Source organism: Nocardiopsis sp. B62 (assembly GCF_018070675.1).
GTDB classification, from domain to species: domain Bacteria; phylum Actinomycetota; class Actinomycetes; order Streptosporangiales; family Streptosporangiaceae; genus Nocardiopsis; species Nocardiopsis prasina.
In genome coordinates this window covers 251,216-270,964 of the sequence record NZ_JAGPXK010000001.1, presented here as the reverse complement: position 1 = coordinate 270,964, position 19,749 = coordinate 251,216, and the positions used below count along the sequence as shown (strand labels likewise).

The 19,749-nt window shown below is 70.5% G+C and carries 18 protein-coding genes; 7 read left to right on the top strand and 11 right to left on the bottom strand.

Annotation, left to right across the window (positions count from 1 at the left end; all coding sequences use genetic code 11):
- Positions 1–330: 330 nt before the first annotated feature.
- Entirely contained in the window at positions 331–894 is a 564-nt protein-coding gene (locus KBX21_RS01165) for a TetR/AcrR family transcriptional regulator (RefSeq protein ID WP_210840720.1), read from the bottom strand.
- A 484-nt stretch (positions 895–1,378) separates the two neighbouring features.
- On the opposite strand from KBX21_RS01165, the gene KBX21_RS01160 reads away from it, so the two are divergent.
- Together KBX21_RS01160 and KBX21_RS01155 are read left to right on the top strand one after the other, a co-directional pair.
- Complete coding sequence (locus KBX21_RS01160) at positions 1,379–2,248, top strand: alpha/beta hydrolase (RefSeq protein ID WP_210840719.1); 870 nt, start codon at positions 1,379–1,381, stop codon at positions 2,246–2,248.
- A gap of 350 nt (positions 2,249–2,598) precedes the next feature.
- A complete protein-coding gene (locus KBX21_RS01155) occupies positions 2,599–3,654 on the top strand; it encodes a NosD domain-containing protein (protein ID WP_210840718.1) in 1,056 nt (351 codons plus the stop codon).
- Between the two features lie 69 nt (positions 3,655–3,723).
- Here the strand turns inward: KBX21_RS01155 and KBX21_RS01150 are convergent, their stop codons facing one another.
- The 8 genes from KBX21_RS01150 to KBX21_RS01115 form a co-directional block, all read right to left on the bottom strand.
- Positions 3,724–5,004: an aminotransferase class I/II-fold pyridoxal phosphate-dependent enzyme gene (locus KBX21_RS01150; protein WP_210840717.1), complete on the bottom strand. Its 1,281-nt coding sequence runs from the start codon at positions 5,002–5,004 to the stop codon at positions 3,724–3,726.
- A gap of 114 nt (positions 5,005–5,118) precedes the next feature.
- Complete coding sequence (locus KBX21_RS01145) at positions 5,119–5,991, bottom strand: NAD(P)-dependent oxidoreductase (protein ID WP_049573047.1); 873 nt, start codon at positions 5,989–5,991, stop codon at positions 5,119–5,121.
- 82 nt (positions 5,992–6,073) lie between these two features.
- Positions 6,074–7,048, bottom strand: a complete 975-nt coding sequence (locus KBX21_RS01140; RefSeq protein ID WP_210840716.1) for an exonuclease domain-containing protein — start codon at positions 7,046–7,048, stop codon at positions 6,074–6,076.
- Positions 7,049–7,115: 67 nt separating this feature from the next.
- The gene (locus KBX21_RS01135) at positions 7,116–8,756 is read right to left on the bottom strand and encodes a serine/threonine-protein kinase (RefSeq protein WP_210840715.1); all 1,641 of its coding nucleotides are present in this window, start codon (positions 8,754–8,756) and stop codon (positions 7,116–7,118) included.
- 130 nt (positions 8,757–8,886) lie between these two features.
- Complete coding sequence (locus tag KBX21_RS01130; protein ID WP_210840714.1) at positions 8,887–9,753, bottom strand: alpha/beta fold hydrolase; 867 nt, start codon at positions 9,751–9,753, stop codon at positions 8,887–8,889.
- Complete coding sequence (locus KBX21_RS01125) at positions 9,750–10,223, bottom strand: GbsR/MarR family transcriptional regulator (RefSeq protein ID WP_049573032.1); 474 nt, start codon at positions 10,221–10,223, stop codon at positions 9,750–9,752. The genes KBX21_RS01130 and KBX21_RS01125 overlap by 4 nt, the downstream gene beginning before the upstream one ends.
- 263 nt (positions 10,224–10,486) lie before the next feature.
- The gene (locus KBX21_RS01120) at positions 10,487–10,957 is read right to left on the bottom strand and encodes a nitroreductase/quinone reductase family protein (RefSeq protein ID WP_082206479.1); all 471 of its coding nucleotides are present in this window, start codon (positions 10,955–10,957) and stop codon (positions 10,487–10,489) included.
- 192 nt (positions 10,958–11,149) lie between these two features.
- Positions 11,150–12,007 (bottom strand): NAD(P)H-binding protein, encoded by an 858-nt coding sequence (locus tag KBX21_RS01115; protein ID WP_210840713.1) that lies wholly within the window; start codon positions 12,005–12,007, stop codon positions 11,150–11,152.
- A gap of 171 nt (positions 12,008–12,178) precedes the next feature.
- Here KBX21_RS01115 and KBX21_RS01110 point away from each other — a divergent pair, with 171 nt between their 5' ends.
- From KBX21_RS01110 to KBX21_RS01090, 5 genes are all read left to right on the top strand, one after another.
- Entirely contained in the window at positions 12,179–12,778 is a 600-nt protein-coding gene (locus tag KBX21_RS01110) for a TetR/AcrR family transcriptional regulator (RefSeq protein WP_210840712.1), read from the top strand.
- Between the two features lie 648 nt (positions 12,779–13,426).
- Positions 13,427–14,362 (top strand): metal ABC transporter substrate-binding protein, encoded by a 936-nt coding sequence (locus KBX21_RS01105; RefSeq protein WP_210840711.1) that lies wholly within the window; start codon positions 13,427–13,429, stop codon positions 14,360–14,362.
- A 31-nt stretch (positions 14,363–14,393) separates the two neighbouring features.
- Positions 14,394–15,140, top strand: coding sequence for a metal ABC transporter ATP-binding protein (locus tag KBX21_RS01100; RefSeq protein ID WP_049573022.1), 747 nt, complete (start codon positions 14,394–14,396; stop codon positions 15,138–15,140).
- Positions 15,128–16,024: a metal ABC transporter permease gene (locus KBX21_RS01095; protein ID WP_210840710.1), complete on the top strand. Its 897-nt coding sequence runs from the start codon at positions 15,128–15,130 to the stop codon at positions 16,022–16,024. Before KBX21_RS01100 ends, KBX21_RS01095 begins: the two co-directional genes overlap by 13 nt.
- A gap of 68 nt (positions 16,025–16,092) precedes the next feature.
- Positions 16,093–16,515, top strand: a complete 423-nt coding sequence (locus tag KBX21_RS01090; RefSeq protein ID WP_049573016.1) for a hypothetical protein — start codon at positions 16,093–16,095, stop codon at positions 16,513–16,515.
- Between the two features lie 166 nt (positions 16,516–16,681).
- Here KBX21_RS01090 and KBX21_RS01085 read toward each other — a convergent pair whose 3' ends face one another.
- On the bottom strand, positions 16,682–17,863 hold the full coding sequence (locus KBX21_RS01085; protein ID WP_307869122.1) for a PQQ-binding-like beta-propeller repeat protein: 1,182 nt from the start codon (positions 17,861–17,863) through the stop codon (positions 16,682–16,684).
- Positions 17,864–18,407: 544 nt separating this feature from the next.
- Positions 18,408–19,217: a thioesterase family protein gene (locus KBX21_RS01080; RefSeq protein WP_049572999.1), complete on the bottom strand. Its 810-nt coding sequence runs from the start codon at positions 19,215–19,217 to the stop codon at positions 18,408–18,410.
- Positions 19,218–19,749 lie beyond the last annotated feature (532 nt).

Sequence of the window (19,749 nt, the reverse complement as noted above, 5' to 3'; positions counted from 1 at the left end):
TCCACGGCCCGACCCTGCGGTCAACCCCACCCCACCTCGGTGGACCGCCCCATGGCCGGGCCGGGGCACCGGTTCCTCACGTTGTGGACGACACCTGCGACCCCCGGCCCGGCCAGCCGTCCACCGGACCTCGACGCCGGTGTGATCCCGCCATACCGGTTGCTTCCAGTCCGAGGCGGCGGACCGCCCGGGGTTGAAGCCGGAGCTCTCTGCCCGCTCCGTCGTGGCCGGTGCGTGGCAGGCCACGAGCGGTGCCGCCGTTGCGCCCGAACGCCTGGTGGGAGGCGTGAACCCGCTTGGCCAGCCCGGATGGTGCGGTTGGTGGTCGGCCTACGCGGGATCGGCCGCCAACGACATGATGAAGCGCTCGGCCGCGGCGTCGACCTCGGCGTCGGGGGTCAGCAGCCCCTGGAGCAACAGACCCCGCAGACACGAGATCGCGATCAGGCTCCGCTGCCTCGCGTCCGTCGGCGTGGATCCGTCGCGAAGAGCCGCCTCTTCGAGCAGGCGCGCCAGGTCATCGATGTCGGCGACGAACTCCTGGAACGCGTCGGGCTCGTAGACCGCCAGTCCGACCAGGTGGAAGAAGGCACGGGTTCGATCCTCGTGTGCGGCGTTCGAGTAGTAGTTCCAGATGGCCCTGCACAGGGGAACGAACCCGAGTTCGTTGTCGGCCGCGGCAATGACGAGGTTGTCGCGGCGGCGCGCCTCGGACAGCACGGCTCCCAGAAGACCAGGTCGCGATCCGAAGTGATAGGTCAGCAGCGTGTGGTGCACATCGAGCCGCTCCGCTATCTGACGCATCGACAGGTTCGAGCTGGGGCCGCTCTCGCCGAACTCACTGAACAGCGCCTCCAGGAGGCGCTCCTTCCCTTCCCCGACCGGCGATCTCACGCTACCTCCGTTGACATCTTCACCACTGTTGAGTACGTTATCGCACATCGAATTCACCAGTGTTTAGGACAGTGGGCGCTGCCTCCGCGAGGAGGTGCCATGGCCATTCATGGTCCGTCGGCGGCACGGTCGCGGACGGATCGGTCACCGAGTCGACCGCGGTCGACTCGGGCCTGGCGGTCGGCACTGTCACGGCGATGCTCGGCCGCCGAGCTCACCGCCGACATCTTCGCCACCGCGACCCTCAGCCTCGACGCGGACCTCCTGTGCGGTGTCAGCCCCGCGGGCGCGGCTGCGACGGTGCCCCCGGGGCACACCAGGCGCCGTGTGTCACGGGCCGCGTCGTGGGGGAGACGACCGTCGCAGAACGCGGTCGGCAGGGTCGCCCGGCGGCGGGACCCACTCCAGGACGCAACGGTGTTCACCGAACCGGACATGGCCGCCCTCGACGTGAGGGCGGGCGCATCGCGAAAGGAGAAGCTCGATGAGCGAGATGTTGCACGGCTGCCTCGCAGACACGGAGTACCTGGAGGTCACGGCGGAGTCGGGGCACAGCTACGGCGTCTGGGTGACCACACCCCCCGGCTACGCGGACTCCACGGATCCCCTGCCGTTGATCTACGTGATGGACGGCAACTACGCCGTGGGCCTCACCGCGCCCCTCATCGTCACCCAGGCGGACCCGTATCTCGCGATAACCCCGTACATCCAGGTCAGCGTCGGCTACGCCGGCGAGGAGGCCGCACAGTGGGCACACCTTCGCAACCGCGATCTCGTGCCACCTGGAGAACCCGTCGGCGGCGAGACGCTGACGACCCTCGCGGCGGCTCGCGACTCGGGTGCGATGACCCAGGCTCAGGTGGACGCCTACCTCGCCGAGCTGTCGGACACCCACGCCGACGTCTTCCTCGACTTCCTCGCCAACGAACTCCACCCTCGTCTGCGGTCGCGGCTGCGCGTCAGCGAGTCCGGGCACGGCCTCTTCGGCTACTCCTACGGAGGCCTCTTCACCCTCTACGCATGGCTTCGCGGGACGGCCCCGTTCACGACCTTCGGTGCGGGCAGCCCCGGTGTCGTGGGGCCGGACAGCCAGGTGTTCGACCTGGTCGAGGCCCTGCCCGAGCGGGGTGCGGACTCGGCCGCTCCACGGTTGCACGTCACGCTGAACGAACTCGAACTGCTGGGAGACGTTCCGATCTATCGCGGGCTGGCCCGCAACGTCCTCTCGGTCGTGGAAGCGCTACACAGCAAGGGACGATCGCAGGACGTCTCGAGCGCGATGTTGCAGGAAACGCACGTCACCGGCCTACAGGCATCGTTCCTGAGCTACCTGAAGACGTGCTTCACGCGCTGAGCCGACGGTGAGCAGGGCGCCCACCCACGAGGTCACCCACGGCTGCGGCCCGAACGACCAGGTAGGCGCCCCGACCCGGCGGGGCGGGCGGGTACGCGACGACGTCCGCGCCGGGTGTTCTCGGCGTGGACGTCGCGCCCGGCCATCAGCGGGGCGGCCGCGAAGCAGGCACCGTCGGAGTTGCTCCCGCACCTCGGAGGCGGGGAAGCGTCGCGACTCCCGCCGAGTACGCGGGTCCTGCCGGGGAGCGGCGGGGTACCCCCCTTGATGGCGAGCCCAGCCCACCCTAGGGTCGGTGGTCACACCCTCACTCACAGTGAGGCCCCCACTCCGACACGGAGGTCTGCCCCGTGCCCACCCCCCGCACCCGACGCCTGTCCCTCTGTCTGGCCGCCGCAGGAGCGGTCGCGCTGACGGCCTCGGCGCTCCCCGCGCACGCCGAGCCCGTCCCAGCCGACGTCCGGGTCTCGAACGCCCCCGCCCTGGAGGAGGCCCTGGCCAACGCCCAGCCGGGACAGACCATCACTCTGGACAGCGGTGAGTACGTCGGCTCCTTCGTCGCCACCACCCCCGGGACCAGCGGCGCCCCCATCACCCTGACCGGCCCCTCCGACGCCGTCCTGGTCAACGACGAACCCACCTCGGGCAGCGGCTGCCCCGCCCCCGACACCCACAGCAGCGGCTACGGCCTGTGGCTCCACGAGGCCGACCACTGGAACGTGCGGGGTCTCACCGTCGCCGACTCCAAGAAGGGGGTCGTGATCGACCGCTCCGACCACGTCCACCTGAGCGACCTGGAGGTGCGCGGCACGGACGACGAGGGCGTGCACTTTCGCAGCTCCAGCTCGGACGGTTCCGTCCGCGACTCCCGCATCACCGACACCGGCCGCGTGCAGCCGGGCTTCGGTGAGGGCGTCTACCTGGGGTCGGCGCACAGCAACTGGGGCTGCTTCGGGGGCGACGACGGCGTGGACCGCAGCGACCGCACCGAGGTCACCGGCAACCACTTCGGTCCCGACGTCCGAGGAGAGCACCTCGACATCAAGGAGGGCACCCGCGACGGCCGCATCTCAGGGAACACCTTCGACGGACGGGGCATCTCCGGCCAGAACTTCGCGGACAGCTGGGTGGACGTCAAGGGCAACGGCTACGTGTTCGAGCACAACACCGGGACCTTCGAGCGGCCCGGGGTGTTCGCGCACGGCTACACCAGCACGCAGCAGGTCGACGGCGCGGGCTGCGGCAACGTCTTCCGCGACAACCACTCGGACCTGGGCGGGGTGGGCGGCTTCGCGATCGCTCTGTGGAGCCAGTCCGACTGCGCGGGTGAGCCCAACGTGGTGCACGCCTCCAACACCGTCAGCGACGCCACCCGTGGGCTGACCAACATCGACGTCACCCCCTGACGACCGACGCGAGGCGCCCCCGTCCGAGTGGGACGGGGGCGCCTCGCGATCACGGCGACCGGCGGGGGATCAGCCCTGCTCGGCGACCAGCTTCTCGGCACCGACCAGGCGCACGCACACGGCCAGAGCCTCGATGGCCTCCTCCAGCGCGTCCAGCTCCGGGAAGGAGGGCGCGATGCGGATGGTGCGGTCCTGCGGGTCCTCACCGTAGGGGTGGGTGGCACCGGCGGGGGTGAGCGCGATCCCGGCCTCGGCCGCCCGGCGCACCACCTCACGGGCGCAGCCGTCCAGCACGTCCAGGCGCACGAAGTAGCCGCCCTTGGGGGTGGACCAGGTCGCCAGACCGGTGCCGCCGAGGCTCTTGGTGAGGATGCGCTCCACGGTCTCGAACTTGGGCTCCAGCAGCTCGCGGTGGCGGCGCATGTGCGCGCGCACGCCCTGGGCGTCACCCAGGAACATGGCGTGCCGCAGCTGGTTGATCTTGTCCGGGCCGATGGAGCGCTTCCCGGCGAGCCCCTGGTACCAGCTCAGGTTCGCGGGCGAGGAGCCCAGGAAGGCCACCCCGGCACCGGCGAAGGTGACCTTGGAGGTGGACCCGAAGACCAGGGCGCGGTCGGGGTTGCCGCTCTCGGCGCAGGCACCGAGGAGGTCGGCGATCTCCACCTCCTCGTCGGTCAGGTGGTGCACCGCGTAGGCGTTGTCCCAGAAGATCCGGAAGTCCGGGGCGGCGGTGGGCATCGCGGCCAGGCGTCGCACGACCTCGTCGGAGTAGGAGACACCGTCGGGGTTGCTGTACTTGGGCACGCACCAGATGCCCTTGATGTCGGCGTCGGTGCTCACCAGACGCTCGACCACGTCCATGTCGGGGCCCTGGTCGGTCATCGGCACCGGGATCATCTCGATGCCGAAGCGCTCGCACAGCGCGAAGTGCCGGTCGTATCCGGGGACCGGGCACAGGAACGCGACCCGCTCGGCGTCCGCCCAGCGTCCGGTCCCGCCGGGAACCGTGCCCAGGAAGGCGTTGGCCAGGCTGTCGTGCATGAGCTCGAGGCTGGCGTTGCCCGCCGCGATCAGCTGCTCGACCGGGACCTGGAGGAGGTCCGCGAAGATCTCCCGCAGCTCCAGCAGGCCCTGGGGGGCGCCCGCGTAGTTGCGGCAGTCGGTGCCGTCTGCGGCGGTGTAGCGGCCTCGGGGCAGTTCGAGCAGTTCGGCGGACAGGTCCAGCTGGCGCGCGGACGGCTTGCCCCGGGTCAGGTTCAGGGAGAGTCCACGCTCGACCAGGGCGGCGTGGTCGCGCCGGGCCGACTCAAGGAGCTCGGCGGGCGGTGTGGGGCTGCTTGCGGTGGTCACGGGATGTTCCTTCCGATGGGACGCCCCCGGTGCGACGCGCGTCGTGGAACGGGGCGCACGGGGTTTCGCACAGGAATTGTCCCAGATGACGGCGGCGCAGTCCCGGTCAGGTCGTCACCCTCGGTTTTGGCGGGCGCGTCGGGCGGCGCGCTCCTCCAGATGGTCGGTGTCCAGGGCGGGGTCGCAGAAGGGTCCGCCGACGCGGTCGTGGGGCGGCCGGGTCGGGTCGGGTTCGTCTCCTTCGGCCCCCAGGAGCGCGGCCGCGTGGGCCTCGGCGTCGTCCCGGGGTTCGTAACCGAGCTCACGCGCCCCCTCCAACGACCACCAGCGGCGGGTGTTGTCCGACACCCCCCACACCAGGCGGAAGCCCGGGGCGGGGTGGGCGATGACCGCCTCCATCAGGCGGGCGCAGTCGTCGGGGGAGAGCCAGGTCGCCAGCATGCGGGTGTCGGTGGGGAGCGGCTGGCACGACCCGATCCGCACGCACACCGTGTCCAGCCCGTAACGGTCGTGGTAGAGCCGCGCCAGGGCCTCCCCAGCGACCTTGCCCACCCCGTAGTGGGTGTCGGGGCGGGGGAAGGCGAACTCCCCGGGGTCACCGTCACCGCGAGGGTGGAAGCCCACCGCGTGGTTGGAACTGGCGAAGACCACCCGGGGGCCGCCCGCACGGCGGGCCGCCTCCAGGACCTGCCGGGTCCCGTGGACGTTCACCTCCAGGATGTCCTCCCAGCGCTCCTCCAGGCTGAACCCGGCCAGGTGGATGACGGTGTGGGCGCCCTCGAAGGCGGAGGTCATCGCGTCCAGGTCCGTGACGTCGGCGCGGACCGTTTCCACGGCCTCGCCCTCGGCGGCGGGCGGGGGTTCGACGATGTCCACGAGCCGCAGGAGTCGCCCCGGGCGGACCAGGCGCGGGCGCAGGAGGGTGCCCACGACCCCTGCGGCGCCGGTGATCACGACGGTCTGGAGTGGGTCGGCGGTCCTGTTCATGTCCGGTGTCGCCTCCGTCCGGTGTTCCCCCGGGTGGGGGAGGCGGGGTCCTCCTCGCCCGGCGTTCCCGTGCCCGCAGGGTTCACAGGGAGGTGACGCCGAGGCGGCCCATGAGCTCGGGTTCGGTGATGATGTCGATGCTCTGGCCCTTGGCGATGTAGGCCTCGGCCTGCTTGTGCTTGGAGGTCTTGCCTCCGTGGTCGCTGTCGGCCACCACCAGGACGTCGGTCTTCTTGGTGACGTTCTTGGCGGGTTGGCCACCGGCCTCGGCGATGCGCTTCCACACCTCGGGCTTGTCCATGGCGCGCAGGTCACCGGAGACGCACACCGTACGGCCGTAGAGCGGTCCGGCCGGGTCGGCGTCGGCGGACGGTTGGGGGAGCGGGGTCTGCGCGGCCCGCTGCCAGCGACCGAACCGGTCCTCGCGGGCGGGGGCCTCCACCACGGCGGTGATCAGCGGGACGGCCGCCGGAGCGGGCGTGGCACTGACCGCCTCCAGACGGCCCAGGCGCAGCCCGCTGACACGGCTGAGTTCGGGCAGCGTGCCGGTGCCGTGGCGTCGCATGGCCGCGATCATGATGTGCGCGGCCGCCTCGGCGTCGGCGTCGGCCCGGTGGTGTCGGGTGATCGTGTGGCCCACGTGCGCGGACACCGTGGGAAGGCGGTGGTCGGGCAGGTCCCAGGTGCGCCGGGACAGCGCCAGCGTGCAGGCGTAGTCGAAGGCGGGCAGCGCCAGCCCGGTGTGGGCGCAGGCCTGGCGAAGCGCCCCCATGTCGAAGGGGGCGTTGTGCGCCACCAGCGCCCCGCCCCTGGCGAACTCGATCACCTGGTCTCGCACCCTCTCCCAGGTGGGCGCGTGGGCGACGTCCCCGGCGGTGATGCCGTGCACGGCGGTGTTGTGCCGGGAGAAGAACGAGACCGGCTCCGGTGGGCGGATGAGAGTGGTGAACCGGTCGACCACCCGCCCCTCGCTCACCCGGACCAGACCCACGGCGCAGACGCTGCCGCGGTCCTGGTTGGCGGTCTCGAAGTCGATCGCGGTCCAGGTGTGGGACACCCCCGCTACCTCCCTTGTACTCGCGTTGGAACGGGTCGAGCGTACCGGGGCCGTCGCACCACCGCGGTCAGAACGGTTCGAAGGAGGAGATCGCCTGCTCCCGTAGCGAGGTGTCCTCGGCCCAGACGTCCTCACCGGAGGACCAGGCCAGCGTGTAGAACTCGCCCTCGGTGGCGTTGATGTTGCGGGCCAGCAGGCGCCAGGCGCCCTCGCCCCGGTCCCAGCTGAACTCCCAGTCGGCCGCCGAGACGAAGGAGGTCCGGGACGTGACGTCCTCCACCCTGATCCGTTCGTACCCGGGCAGCCGGTTCTCCGCGACGGAGTTGCTCTCCTGCTCCAGCACGTGCTCGTACTCGTCCTCGATCGAGTGGGGGGTGCGGTCGATCTGGAGGTAGGCCTTGGACGTGGGGGAATCGTAGAAGACGCTGGCGCCGTCCGTGCGGCGCTCCCAGCCGTCGGGGACCAGCAGGGCGAACCCCTCGGGGTCCTCTGTCCAGGTCATACCCTCCGCGGAGGGGACCTCGTCCTCCTCTGTGACCGGGGCGGTGGGGTCCCCCGCGTCGGTGGGGACACCGGCCTCGTGGCTCGGCGAACCCTCCTGGCCGGATCCGCCCCAGCGGTCGACGACGACCAGGGAGGCGGTGATCAGCAGGGCGGCCAGGCCCAGGGTGAGCACCACCACGGGCCAGGTCAGGCGTCGTGGGCGCCGTGCGGCGGTGGCCCCGTCAGGCGTGGCGGGGGTGGGTTCGGAGGCGGTCGGGGGCCCGAAGGCGACCGTCGTCCCCACGGGCCCGGTCGCGCCCGGAAAGCCGGTCGTCCCCGGTGGGGTGGAGTCACTCGCGCCCGGCGCGGCCGGGGGGAGGTGTGCCACGGTCAGGGCCGAGGTCCCGGTCTCTCCCCGAGCGGCGGCGCTCAGCAGCTCGCGACAGCCCCGCGCGTCCAGTCGGCGGTCGGGGTCCTTGACCAGCAGTCCGCGAACGGCATCGCCCAGCGGACCGGGCAGGATCTCGGGCGGGTCCGCGCTGAGCACCGCGTGCAGGGTCGCCGGGACGCCCTCACGCAGGAAGGGGGACACCCCCGTGACCGCGTGGTACAGGGTGGCGCCCAGGGACCAGAGGTCGCTGGCGGGGGTGGCGGGCCGGGAGTTGAGCCGTTCGGGTGCCACGTAGGCCGCGGAGCCCATCACCCCGGAGGTCTGGGTGACGGCGGCGGTGTCCACGATCGTGGCGATCCCGAAGTCGGTGAGCACCACCCGGCCCGCCGCGGTGACCATGACGTTCTCGGGTTTGACGTCGCGGTGGGTGATGCCCTGGCCGTGGGCGGTCTCGAGCGCGTCGAGCAGGCCCAGCCCCCAGGCTGCTGCCCGCTGTGGCGGGACCGGGCCGCGCTCGCGCATCAGGCGCATCAGGGAGTCGCCGTCCAGCAGCTCCATGACGATCCACGGGCGACCGTCGTCCTCGACGATGTCGTACACGGTCACGATGTTGGGGTGCTGGCCCATCGCGGTGGCCTGGGCCTCCCGGCGTGCCCGGGCGGCCACCCGAGCGCGTTCCTCCTCGTCCAGGCCCGGACCCAGCAGGATCTCCTTGACCGCCACGGTCCGATTGAGTCCGGTGTCGTGCGCCCGCCAGACCCGGCCCATTCCTCCTCGCCCGACCTCGGAGTGCAGTTCGTAGCGCTCACGCAGTGTGCGGTGGGGAAGGACCACCTGGGACTCCTGTGGGACGGGGGCCGAAGGTACGGGCGACGTGACGGCCGCGGGGGCGGGGCGGGAGTTCACACGTCAGGTCGCCCATTCTAGGAAGGATCGGACCTCGGGGCGTACATCGACTGACGGCTCAGGTGTCAGCTTCGGCCAGGAAGTCCCTGACAAGGCGGTTCACCGTATGGGGTGACTGACGGTTGACCCAGTGCCCCTGGCCCGCGAGGAGTTCGAGGCGGGCTCCGGGCACCGCCTTGGCGGCGGCGACGGTGGTGGCGGGCTTGACGCCCATGTCCTTGTCACCCTGGACGAACAGGGCCGGGCAGCGGATCTCACCCAGGCGCGGACGCAGGTCCACGTTCATCCGCCAAGGGCCGATGGAGGCGTTCTGCCAGTCCGAGGATCCCGCGCCGTGGGCGTCCATCTCGGCCATGACCTCGTCGACGACCTCGTCCTGGTCGGGGGCGGGTCCGGCGAACAGTGCCGTGCGGACGAAGGCCTCGGTCCGCTTCCTGTTGCCGACCATCATCGCGGGCAGGGAGGTGTTGAGCAGGTGGCTCCGGGAGACGAGCCACAGGAGCTGGTGGTAGACGGGCGGAAAGGACAGGGTACCCCCGGGAGCGATGGCCACGAGGCGTTCGACGCGGTCGGGGTGGTCGATGGCGGTGGCGAGGGTCATCGCGCCGCCCTGGGACATCCCGACGACGGCGGCCCGGTCGACGCCGTACTGGTCTAGGGTCGCGAGCACGCAGCGTTGGAGGGCGGCGTGGTCGGCGAATCCGTTCCACGGGGTGCTCAGCCCCTGTTTGGGCCAGTCCGGGGCGATGACCCGGTGGTCCCGGGCGAGGTCGGGGATGAGGTGGCGCCAGCTCATGGTGGCGCTGTCCACTCCCGCGCCGCTCAGCAGCAGCACCGGCGGGGCGTCCTCGGGGCCCTCGACGATGACGCTCAGGCGCCCCTCGGGAAGGGCCACGTGCTCTCGGTGGAAGTCGGGGCCGCTCATGTGTGGTCCTCACGTCGGTCGCGCCAGCGCTGGAGCATGGCGGGGAGTTCGGTCTCCAGGAACCCGTAGAGCTCGTGGACGTTGGCCAGGCGCTCGCGGCGCTCGGGTGGGGCGTCCTCCAGGGCCCTGAGTCCGCGTTCGGTGACCTGACGGAAGCTGGTGGCCAGGGCGTAGCGGCGCTCCAGCATGCGGCTCCAGCCGTCGGCGGCGATCCGGAAGTACTCCTGGCGCTCGCCGCGTTTGCGCACCCCCTCGACCAGACCGCTGGGGGTGAGCATGCGGGTCGCGCTGCTGATGGAGCTGCGGCTGACCTGGAGCACCTCGGCCAGGCGTGCGGCGCTCTGCTCGGGCGGGTCGCTGATCAGCAGCCAGCCGATGACCCGGCCGGAGATCAGCGGCAGGCCCTCGCGTTCGAAGAACACGGCGACGTCGTCGACGAAGGCCAGTTCGTCCTCGGTGGGTTCGTTCATGCGGGCAGATTACAGCCATTGCAGTCATGACTGCAATGGCTGTAACGGGGTTGCCGTCGACCCGAAAGGAACACCCACAGGCGGGAACCCCGCGTTCGGTCGCGTCCCGTCCCCGTCAGGCGGTCGCGCTCCGCTCCTGGAACGGGGGGTGCGCGTGGCAGGGGTCCGCTCGGTGCGGAGCGGACCCCTGCCAGCCGGGTCGGCCCGGGAACCCCCGGGATGGAACGGACGCCGGTTACCGGTCACCGTTCCCTCGGCTTCTCTCAGCCCTGCGCCCTGGCTACGGGACGGAGTCGAATGACGGGGATCGTGCGGTCGGTGTCCTGCTCGTACTGGGCGAACGCCGGGGAGACCGTGGTGATCTGGTTCCAGGTGCGGTCGCGTTCGTCCCCGGCCAGCTCCTCGGCCGTGACGGGGAACTCGGCTCCGGCGACCACCACCCGCACTCGATCGGGGGCCGCGGCCAGGTTGCGGTACCACAGCGGCTGCTTGGCGGACCCGGCCGCGGAGGCGACGATGACGTAGGAGCCGTCGCCCAGCGGGAAGTAGGCGACCGGCGTGTGGCGTTCCTCCCCGGACCTGCGGCCGATCGTGGTCAGCACCAGGGCGTTCATTCCCTCGGGGCCGCTGCCGCCGGCCCGGATGTCGGCGATCACCCCGGCGTTCATCTGCCGCATCTGCTCAGCGGGCGGCATCTGGACGCCACGGGTGCCGTTGGGTGTGTCGAAGCTCAAGAGGTCTCCTCGTGGGGCTCGGGCCGTTCAGGACCGGCCAGTGTCGACGGCGAGGCTGTTGTGGGGCGGGCCGTTGGACGTGCCCTGGTTGCGGGCGAAGGCCACCGGATCGGATCGCAGCACCCCGCCCGGTGCCCCCGGTTCGGGACGGTGGTCAGAGGGTGATTTTCCCTCGCCCACCACCCGAGCCCCTCACGCCCCGACCTGCTCGGCGAGTTGGTCGGCGACGCCCCGGGGTTCACGGCCGAGGAGTTCGGCCAGCAGCGGGTCCGGTTGCGCGAAGTACCCCTCGCGGGTCGCGCGGAACATGGTGAGCATGAAGCGGGCCGCCTGCTCCGGAACACCGTTCGCCGTCTGGTCGGCGACCCACTGTTCATCGTCAACGACGACGCGTTCGACGGGGTGGCCGCCGAGTTCGGAGGCGATCGCCGCGAAGTCCTCGAGAGTGACGGCCTCTCCGGCGATCAGGGTGGCGGCCCCGTCGAGGGAGCGCTCACCGGAGAGAACGACCGCCGTGGCCTCGGACAGGTCGGCGGGGGAGGTCCACGGGACGGGCCCGTCGGCCGGGGCCGTGATCACCCCGGTCTCCCGCCACGGCCCGAGCATGGAGGCGAAGCTGTGGGCGAAGAAGCCGTAGCGCAGGGAGGTCCATGCGACACCGGAATCGGCGAGGATCGCCTCAGTGGCGGCGTGAACGGCCGCAGGAGGGTAGGGGCCGTCGATCGCGGCACCATGCTGGCTGGTGTACAGGATCCTCCGGGCGCCGGCCGCGACGGCGGCCTCGATCGCGTTGCGGTGCAGCCCCACCATGTCGGCGGTCGGGTCGTTCCCGGACACCAGGAGCACCTGGTCGGCACCAGCGACGGAGTCCCGCAGGGCGGCCGGTTCCTCGTAGGAGCCCTGACGCACGCGCACGCCGCGGTCCGCGAAGTGCTGGGCCCTGGAGACGTCGCGCACGCTGACACCGATCCGGTCGGCGGGCACGCGTTCGAGGAGGTGTTCGACGGTGGCCCCGTTGAGGGTGCCGGTGGCGCCGGTGACGACGATCATGCTGGTGGCCTTTCGCTGTGTGCCCGCAGTGTGTGCCCGCACTGGAAGTGGTCCGGTGGCACCGTTTCCCTCAAGTTGACCAGTGGGGTCAGTTTCACGTTGGCAACGACGCTAGATAACCTGACCAACGCAGTCAAGTTACGGTCGGAGCAGCGGAGAGCGGTGGGAACCATGAGCGGTGCGGCATCCGAGAGGCCCCGGCTGCGCGCCGATGCCCAGCGCAACACCGAGCAGATCCGCCACGCCGCGATCGGTGCGTTCCGGGGGCGAGGCCTGAGCGTGCCGCTGGAAGAGGTGGCCAGGGCCGCGGGGGTGAGCAAGGCCACGATCTTCAACAGGTTCGGCGGCCGGATCGGACTCATCGAAGCCGTCATCGAAGAGGTCGTCGCGCGCGAGCTCCGCGCCGTGATCGACCACGCTCGGGCACTCGACGACGCGGGGGAGCGGATCGCGTACTACGTCACCGCGATCCGCGACCTCCAGTACCGCCAACCCACCGCCAACGACGTCCTGCTTCAGGAGTACCCCCACTCCCAGCAGCTGATGGACATATGCCGGGTCGCGGGCGAGATCTACGACGAACTCGTCTCCGCTGGTCACGCCGCCGGAGTCCTGCGACCGGAGTTCACGACGGATGACCTCCACGCGCTCATCGTCGACACCGCGCTCGCACTCAAACACGGCGCCCGCCCGCCCCGCGACGCCTACGACCGCCGCACCACCTTCCTCCTCGACGGAATCCGTGAGCACCAGGGGCCTTCCGGCGAATGAGGGCAGACGGGCCGCGGAGCGGTGACGGCGGGTCGACGGACCGAACACCAGCCATCCCTCCCCAGGCGGCCCGTCCAACCACACGAGCCAAAGCAGCCAACCGACCAGGACGCAGGAAAGCCCCGCCGGTCCCCTGGCGGAGCGGAGTCGCCCGGACGCGGATCGCGACCGGTCGCCTGGAACGGTCGGACTCACCGCCTGGCGGCGCCAAGGCTGCGACTCTGGCCATCGCACCGTTCCGAAGCAACCAGGTCCTGGCCTCCTCGAACTGACCCGCGTCCTCCAGCAGCCTCCCGAGGGTGACCATCGCCTCGGCGTGGCCCGGGTCGGCAGCCCGACGCAACCTGCCTTACTCATCCGACCTGACACGGCCAGGGATGCCCCGAAGAGGAACATCGCCGAGGTGTCGCCTCGGTCTGCGGCCCGGCGCCACCAGTCCCGGGCCCTCCTCCTCCGACCCGTGTTGAGCATCAGGCCCCCGAGGGTGACGATCGCCCGTGTGGCCCTGCCTGGCCAGCGGGGTCCAGGCCCTTTCGGCGACGGCGGCCCGGTTGGCGTCGTGAGCGGCCCCCGCGCGCCTGGCGACTTCGACGATCTACGGCAAGCTCCCCGATGCGCAGTTTGACCCGCTTGTGGTAAAAGTTAGGCGTGCCGAACTTTAGAGATGGGTTCTCTTCAAACACCTGGTCCACCGTGATCCCCGGGGTCACACTGGCCCTGGCTCTCAGCGCCTGTTCCACCTCCGCCGGAACCGACCGCGACGACGACCGCCTCGTCGTCCTCACCACCTTCACCGTCATCGCCGACATGGCGGAGAATGTCGCCGCCGACCGCGTCGAGGTCGCCTCCCTCACCCGACCCGGCGCGGAGATCCACGGCTACGAACCCACCCCCGACGACCTCGTGCGCGGCCAGGACGCCGACCTCATCCTGGAGAACGGCCTGGGCCTGGAGGCATGGTTCCAGCAGTTCACCGAACGCGTGGACGCCCCCACCGCCGTGCTGAGCGAGGGCATCGAGACCATCCCCGTCTCCTCGGGCGGCTACGAGGGCGAACCCAACCCGCACGCCTGGATGTCCCCCGACAACGCCCTGGTCTACGTCGACAACATCCGCGACGCCCTCACCGAACTCGACCCCGAAGGAGAGGCGGTCTACGCCGAGGCAGCCGAGGGCTACAAGGAGGAGATCGCCGAGGTCGGCACCTACCTGGAGACCGAACTCGCGGAGGTACCCGAGTCCTCCCGAGCCCTGGTGACCTGTGAGGGGGCCTTCTCCTACCTCGCCCGCGACGCCGGACTCGCCGAGCAGTACCTGTGGCCGGTCAACGCCGAACGCGAGGGCACCCCCCAACAGATCGCCGCCGTGTCCGAGTTCGTCCGCGACAACGACGTGCCCACAGTGTTCTGTGAGAGCACGGTCAACGACAGCGCCCAACGCTCCGTGATCCGCGAGACCGGCGCAGCCATGGGTCAGACGCTCTACGTCGACTCGCTCTCCGAGTCCGACGGCCCCGTTCCCACCTACCTCGACCTGCTCCGCCACGACGCGGAGGCCATCGTCGCCGGCCTGACCGGCGAGTGAGGAAGGAGACCGCCATGAGGGAGCAGAACCGGTGACCGCCGCCATCGAGGTGACCGGAGCCACCGTTCACTACGGCGAGGTCCTCGCCCTGGACGACGTCCACCTGTCCGTGGAGCCCGGCCGGGTGTGCGGGCTGCTCGGCATGAACGGCTCCGGCAAGTCCACCCTGTTCAAGGCCGTGCTCGGCCTGGTCCCCGTCGACCACGGGCGGGTCCGTCTTTTGGGCATGGGCAACGCCGCCGCCCGCCGCAAGGGCCTGGTCGGCTACGTCCCCCAGTCCGAGCAGGTGGACTGGGCCTTCCCCGTGCGGGTGCGGGACGTGGTCATGATGGGCCGCTACGGGCACATGGGCCGCAGGCGCCGCCCTCGCGCCGCCGACCGCGAGGCCGTGGACCACGCGCTGGCCCGCACCGACCTCACCCACCTGGCCGACCGTCAGATCGGGGCACTCTCCGGAGGCCAACGCAAACGCGCCTTCGTCGCGCGCGCCATCGCCCAGGACGCCGACGTGCTGCTCCTGGACGAACCCTTCGCGGGCGTGGACAAACGCTCGGAGGCCACCATCACCGACCTGCTCCTGCAACTGCGCCAGACCGGGCACACCCTGCTGGTGTCCACCCATGACCTGGCCCAGGTACCGGCCCTGTGCGACGAGGCCGTCCTGCTCCAACAGCGCGTGATCGCGCACGGTCCACCCGAGAAGGTCCTGCTACCGGACGTGCTCCTCGAGGCGTTCGGCATCCACCCCAGTGAGGAGCGACGTTCGTGGACGTCCTGATCGCGCTCGTGGAATGGTTCACGGTGCCGATGCGGTTCGAGTTCGTGCAGCGGGCGCTGCTGGTGAGCGTCGTGGCGGGCGTGGTCTGCGCCGTGCTCTCCTGCTGGATGACGCTGGTGGGCTGGTCGCTGATGGGCGACGCGGTCTCACACGCGGTCCTGCCCGGAGTGGTGCTCTCCTACATGTTCGGCATGCCCTTCGCCCTGGGCGCCCTGGTGTTCGGGGGCGGCTCTGTGGCGCTGATCGGAGTGATCAACCGCACCTCACGGGTGAAGGAGGACGCCGTGATCGGCGTGGTCTTCACCGCCATGTTCGCCCTGGGCCTGGTGATGCTCTCGCGGGTGCCCAGCCAGACCGACCTCAGCCACATCCTGTTCGGCAACGTGCTGGGGGTCTCCGACTCCGACATCCTCCAGGTGCTGGTCCTGGCCGCGGTGGTGCTGGTCGTGGTCTGGTACAAGCACCGCGACCTGACCATGTACGCCTTCGACCCGGTCCACGCCCACGCCATCGGTGTCAACCCGCGCCTGCTGGAGACCCTGCTGCTGGGACTGCTGTCGGTGACGGTGGTGGTCGCGCTCCAGGCGGTGGGGATCATCCTGGTCGTGGCCATGGTGATCATCCCCGGAGCGACCGCCTACCTGCTCACCGACCGCTTCGAGCGGATGCTCCTGATCTCGGCGGCCGTGGCTGTGGCCGCCGCCGTGGTGGGCGTGTTCACCAGCTTCCACCTGAACGTGTCCACCGGCGGCTGCATCGTGCTGGCCCAGGCGATCGCGTTCACCCTGGCCTACCTGTTCTCCCCCCGACAGGGGCTGGTGTGGAAGGGGCGTGCGGTCCGCGCGCTTCGGGCTCGCGGCCGCGGAACCGGCGTCCTCGGCTGATCGAGCGATGAACACTCTGTTTTGAACATTATGTTGACAACTTTTCGTTGTCAACGCATAGTGATGGCATGGAGAACCCACAGGAGACCTTCACCCGGCCCGACCCCGAGCAGGCCCGACGCAAGCGCGTCCACGAGGCCCTCTTCCGCATCACCGAACGCCACGCCACCGGCGAGGACCGCCTCCGCTGGGACCGGACGCGCATGCCCATGTCCCCGCACGAGGCCATCCGCCGCGTCAGCGACCTGGCCGCGGGCAGCGCCCTCCCTGATGAGGGCGCCCCTTCCGTGGACCAGGACGACCTGACCGCGGCGCTGACCCTGGTGCCATGGGCCCGAGCCGAGTTCGACCAACTGGAGTCGGGGCTGCTCACCATGTCCAAGGGGCGGGGCATGACCTGGCAGGAGATCGCCTTCGGTCTGGGGCTGGGCACAGCCCAGGCCGCCCGGCAGCGCCAGGAGCGCCTCACCCGTCGCACCGAGGAGGGGTAGGCCCCGTAGCGGCCAAAGCGGTGTCCTGCTCAACCCATGCGGGGGACAGGGAGAGGCTTCACCATCGCCGAGCGGGTCACGAGCCCGCTCGGCGCGGGGATGCTCCGGAACGCGTCCCACCTGCAACTGCGGCACGCGGACAGCGCCCATGTACCCAACAGGTACGTCAGGTGAGGCCGACCACGGTCCAGGGGCCCGGGTTCTCCTCCGTCACGACCACGGCTCCGGGTACCGCGACCAGACGAGGAGCGTCGGGAAGAGTCATGGCGCTGCCCTCGGACCTGATCCACCACTCCTCGTTTCGGGTCATGTCCGCGTTCAGAACAGCGGGTTCGCCCTCGGAGTCCCAGCCCGCGAACTCGACGTTCATCGATCCCCGGTCCAGGTCGGGGTCGGTCAGGTAGTCAGGCCGGAGCACACCCTCCCCCAGAAGCAGCCCGCGGTCGATGTCACCCTCGGCCGGGCGCTGGGAGGTCTCCAGGTGGGCCAGTTCCTCACCCTCGAAGGACATGCGCCAGTACTCGACCGTGCCTTCGTCATAGTCGACGGCCATCTCGGCGTAGCCGTCATCGAGCAAACCGACGGGGTGTCGATCCCGGTCCTGGTAGACCGCGCCCCTGATCTCCTCGCCCGTCTGGGGGTCGATCAGGAACTCGTGCCGTTGGTTTCCGGTCCCGACCTCCAGGAAGAGCGCTTCGGCTCCGGGGGAGAGTTCGTGCTTGGCGACGCCTCGGCTGTCATCGGCGAACTCCTGGTCCACCTCCCAGAGGACCTCACCGGTTTCCCCCTCGAGGCCGACCGCGAGCATTCCCTGCTCGTGTAGGTCGACGGAGTCGTCTTCGAAGCTGCCGTCGTTGTAGGCCGCGATGACCACCACGGTTTCCCCGGCACTGAGCACGTTCTCGACCGTGACCCCGGTGCCGGCCTCGGGCGCGGGCGGCTCATAGGTCCAGACCCGCTCGCCTCCGAGCAGGGAGAAGGCCTCCACGGAACCGCCCTCCTGCGCGGGGTCCGTGACCGCGACGTGCGAGGTGAGCGCGGCGGCACGGGCGAGGTTCCTGCCCGGGTCACCCTCGTGTTCCGCGATCAGTCGCCCGGTGCCCGCGTCGAGCAGTACCGCGGTGTCCGGTTCACTGCCCGGCAGGGTCAGCAGGACCTCCTGCCCATCAGGTGTCGTCCGGGCGCTGCGGAGACCCCCGTTTTCGAGCCGGTAACTCCACAACTCCTCACCCGAGGCCCCGTCCAGGCCGACGGCACCGTCGCCCGTCACCATCACGGGCCCGGACACACCGGGCAGGACATCGATGAGGCTGGTCTCCCGATCAGCCGTGCTCCACTGCCAGGCCACCTGCGACACCTCAGCCGGTATCGGGTGTGACGGGGCCTTGCCATCGTGGACACGATGCTCGACGGCCGCCGGACCAACATCTCCGGAAGGTGCGCACCCGGACGCGCACACCAGGAGGGGAAGAGAAAGCACCATCGCACCGGTGGTGATCGAGTTATCCATTACCACCACTCACGGCACCGAGTGGCACCCGCGCTCTTTCCGCATTCGTACCCAACTGCGATCCACCTCGAGCAAAGCAATGAAATCCGCAAACCTGCTCCACACTTCTACCATCAGGACTTCCGGGCAGATCCGAGGGAAGGGTTCGAACCAGGTGTCTTCCAGGAGGTTGCAGATCCTGGGCCTGCCACCCGTGGATCCATGAGCCTCACCAGGCGGTGGGCGGTAGGAGGCGGGCACCCGGGACACGACGAACCCGAAAAGCACTCCCATGGGCTCCGGTACCGCCCTCTGGTGGAAACGGCGCCGTGGCCAAGGCTGCCCAAGGGCGCTTCCGCTGCGAAGAGCCCCGCGACGGAAGAGGACGTCGCGGGGCGGGAACTCACAGGAGCATGGCGAGCTGGCGCGCCTGGGCGACCAGGGTGCCCTCGCTGTCCCAGATTTCCATGTCCTCCTCGTGGAGGCCGTTGGATACGTGCTTGGTGGAGACCCGACAGGCCAGCCAGCCGGGAGCGGGCCGGGCGCGCACGTGGGAGGTCAGCTCCACCGTGATCGTGCTGAACTCGCCGATGTCGAGTACTGCGGGAACGGCGAAGTCGACCATGGCGGGCAGCGAGTGCACGTCGGCGTCACGGCCGTCGGCGAAACGCATCCAGAAGTCGGTCCGGGGCTGGCCGTCCTTCTTCCCGTCCAGCCACCCCGGGCGCTCGGGGTAGCGGTAGTCGATGCGGTGGGCGATCGTGATGCCCTCCGGCCTGCCCGCGAATTCCGGGGGCACGTAGCAGTCCTCGGGGGCGGGCAGCTCCGGCGGCCCGTCCAGATGCAGCTCACGACCCTCCGCCGTGAGGTCGCCGTAGGTGGCGGTGGCGCGCAGGATCTCCTTGCCGCCCTGTTCGGCGACGACGGCGCCGGTGGCCGTGCGGCGCCCCTCACGGATGGTCTCGGTGCGCAGAACGGCCTGGCCCGGGGCGGCGGGACGCAGGTAGAAGGCGGAGACCACGAGGGGGTCGGGCTGGGTGAGGGTCTGGCTCAGGGCGTTGAGGGCCGTCCCCAGGACGTAGCCGCCGTTGGGGTGCGAGGTGAAGGTGGTCCAGCCGTCGGTGAGGGTGGCTGTGAACTCGCCGTCGGCACGCTTGTCGACCCGGGTGTCCTGGTCGAACTCGTAGCCCTCGGCGGGGTGGTCAAGGCTCATGATGCAATGTTACCGACTGGTAGAACCCCTGGCCACACCTGAACCGAACGGGGTTCGGTTCTGTGGGCGAGGACACTCGAGACAGGACCCCGAGAACCGCTCGACCCTGACGCCAAGTCGGGCCCCACGTTCGTCACCACGACAGACGCTACCCGCCGCCACAAACGAGAACCTGTCACATCGTGGGCCACACGAACGCCTCACCGCCCAGCATCGACGCCCACGGCGGGGGGCTGAACTGGCGCCCTCAGGAGGACGTTCGCAGCCAACGCCGCGCGTCCCTGGGACCCGACCGGCGGCCGCAGGAACACTCCGCGGGGAAGGCACGGGCAGGCGGGGCGTCCCTCCTCGGGGCGTCTTGCGTCGCGAGGTCCAGGGAGCTTCGGTGGGTGTGTCCGCGAGGTTACGGACCGCCCACGACAATCGGACACCGTCACCCCGGCTTCCGGCTCCCACACGCCCGCTTCGAGTGAAGGGCCCCGGCCCCGGCACTGGCAGAATGGGCCGCCCTCCCGCCCCCTCACCCCTCCTG

What these genes read in the sequence shown, in the direction of transcription:
- KBX21_RS01090 (WP_049573016.1), top strand. Translation starts at nt 16,093, where the DNA reads ATGGAGAACCCACAGGAGACCTTCACCCGGCCCGACCCCGAGCAGGCC.
- KBX21_RS01080 (WP_049572999.1), bottom strand. Translation starts at nt 19,217, where the DNA reads ATGAGCCTTGACCACCCCGCCGAGGGCTACGAGTTCGACCAGGACACC.
- KBX21_RS01130 (WP_210840714.1), bottom strand. Translation starts at nt 9,753, where the DNA reads ATGAGCGGCCCCGACTTCCACCGAGAGCACGTGGCCCTTCCCGAGGGG.
- KBX21_RS01110 (WP_210840712.1), top strand. Translation starts at nt 12,179, where the DNA reads ATGAGCGGTGCGGCATCCGAGAGGCCCCGGCTGCGCGCCGATGCCCAG.
- KBX21_RS01115 (WP_210840713.1), bottom strand. Translation starts at nt 12,007, where the DNA reads ATGATCGTCGTCACCGGCGCCACCGGCACCCTCAACGGGGCCACCGTC.
- KBX21_RS01125 (WP_049573032.1), bottom strand. Translation starts at nt 10,223, where the DNA reads ATGAACGAACCCACCGAGGACGAACTGGCCTTCGTCGACGACGTCGCC.
- KBX21_RS01160 (WP_210840719.1), top strand. Translation starts at nt 1,379, where the DNA reads ATGAGCGAGATGTTGCACGGCTGCCTCGCAGACACGGAGTACCTGGAG.
- KBX21_RS01145 (WP_049573047.1), bottom strand. Translation starts at nt 5,991, where the DNA reads ATGAACAGGACCGCCGACCCACTCCAGACCGTCGTGATCACCGGCGCC.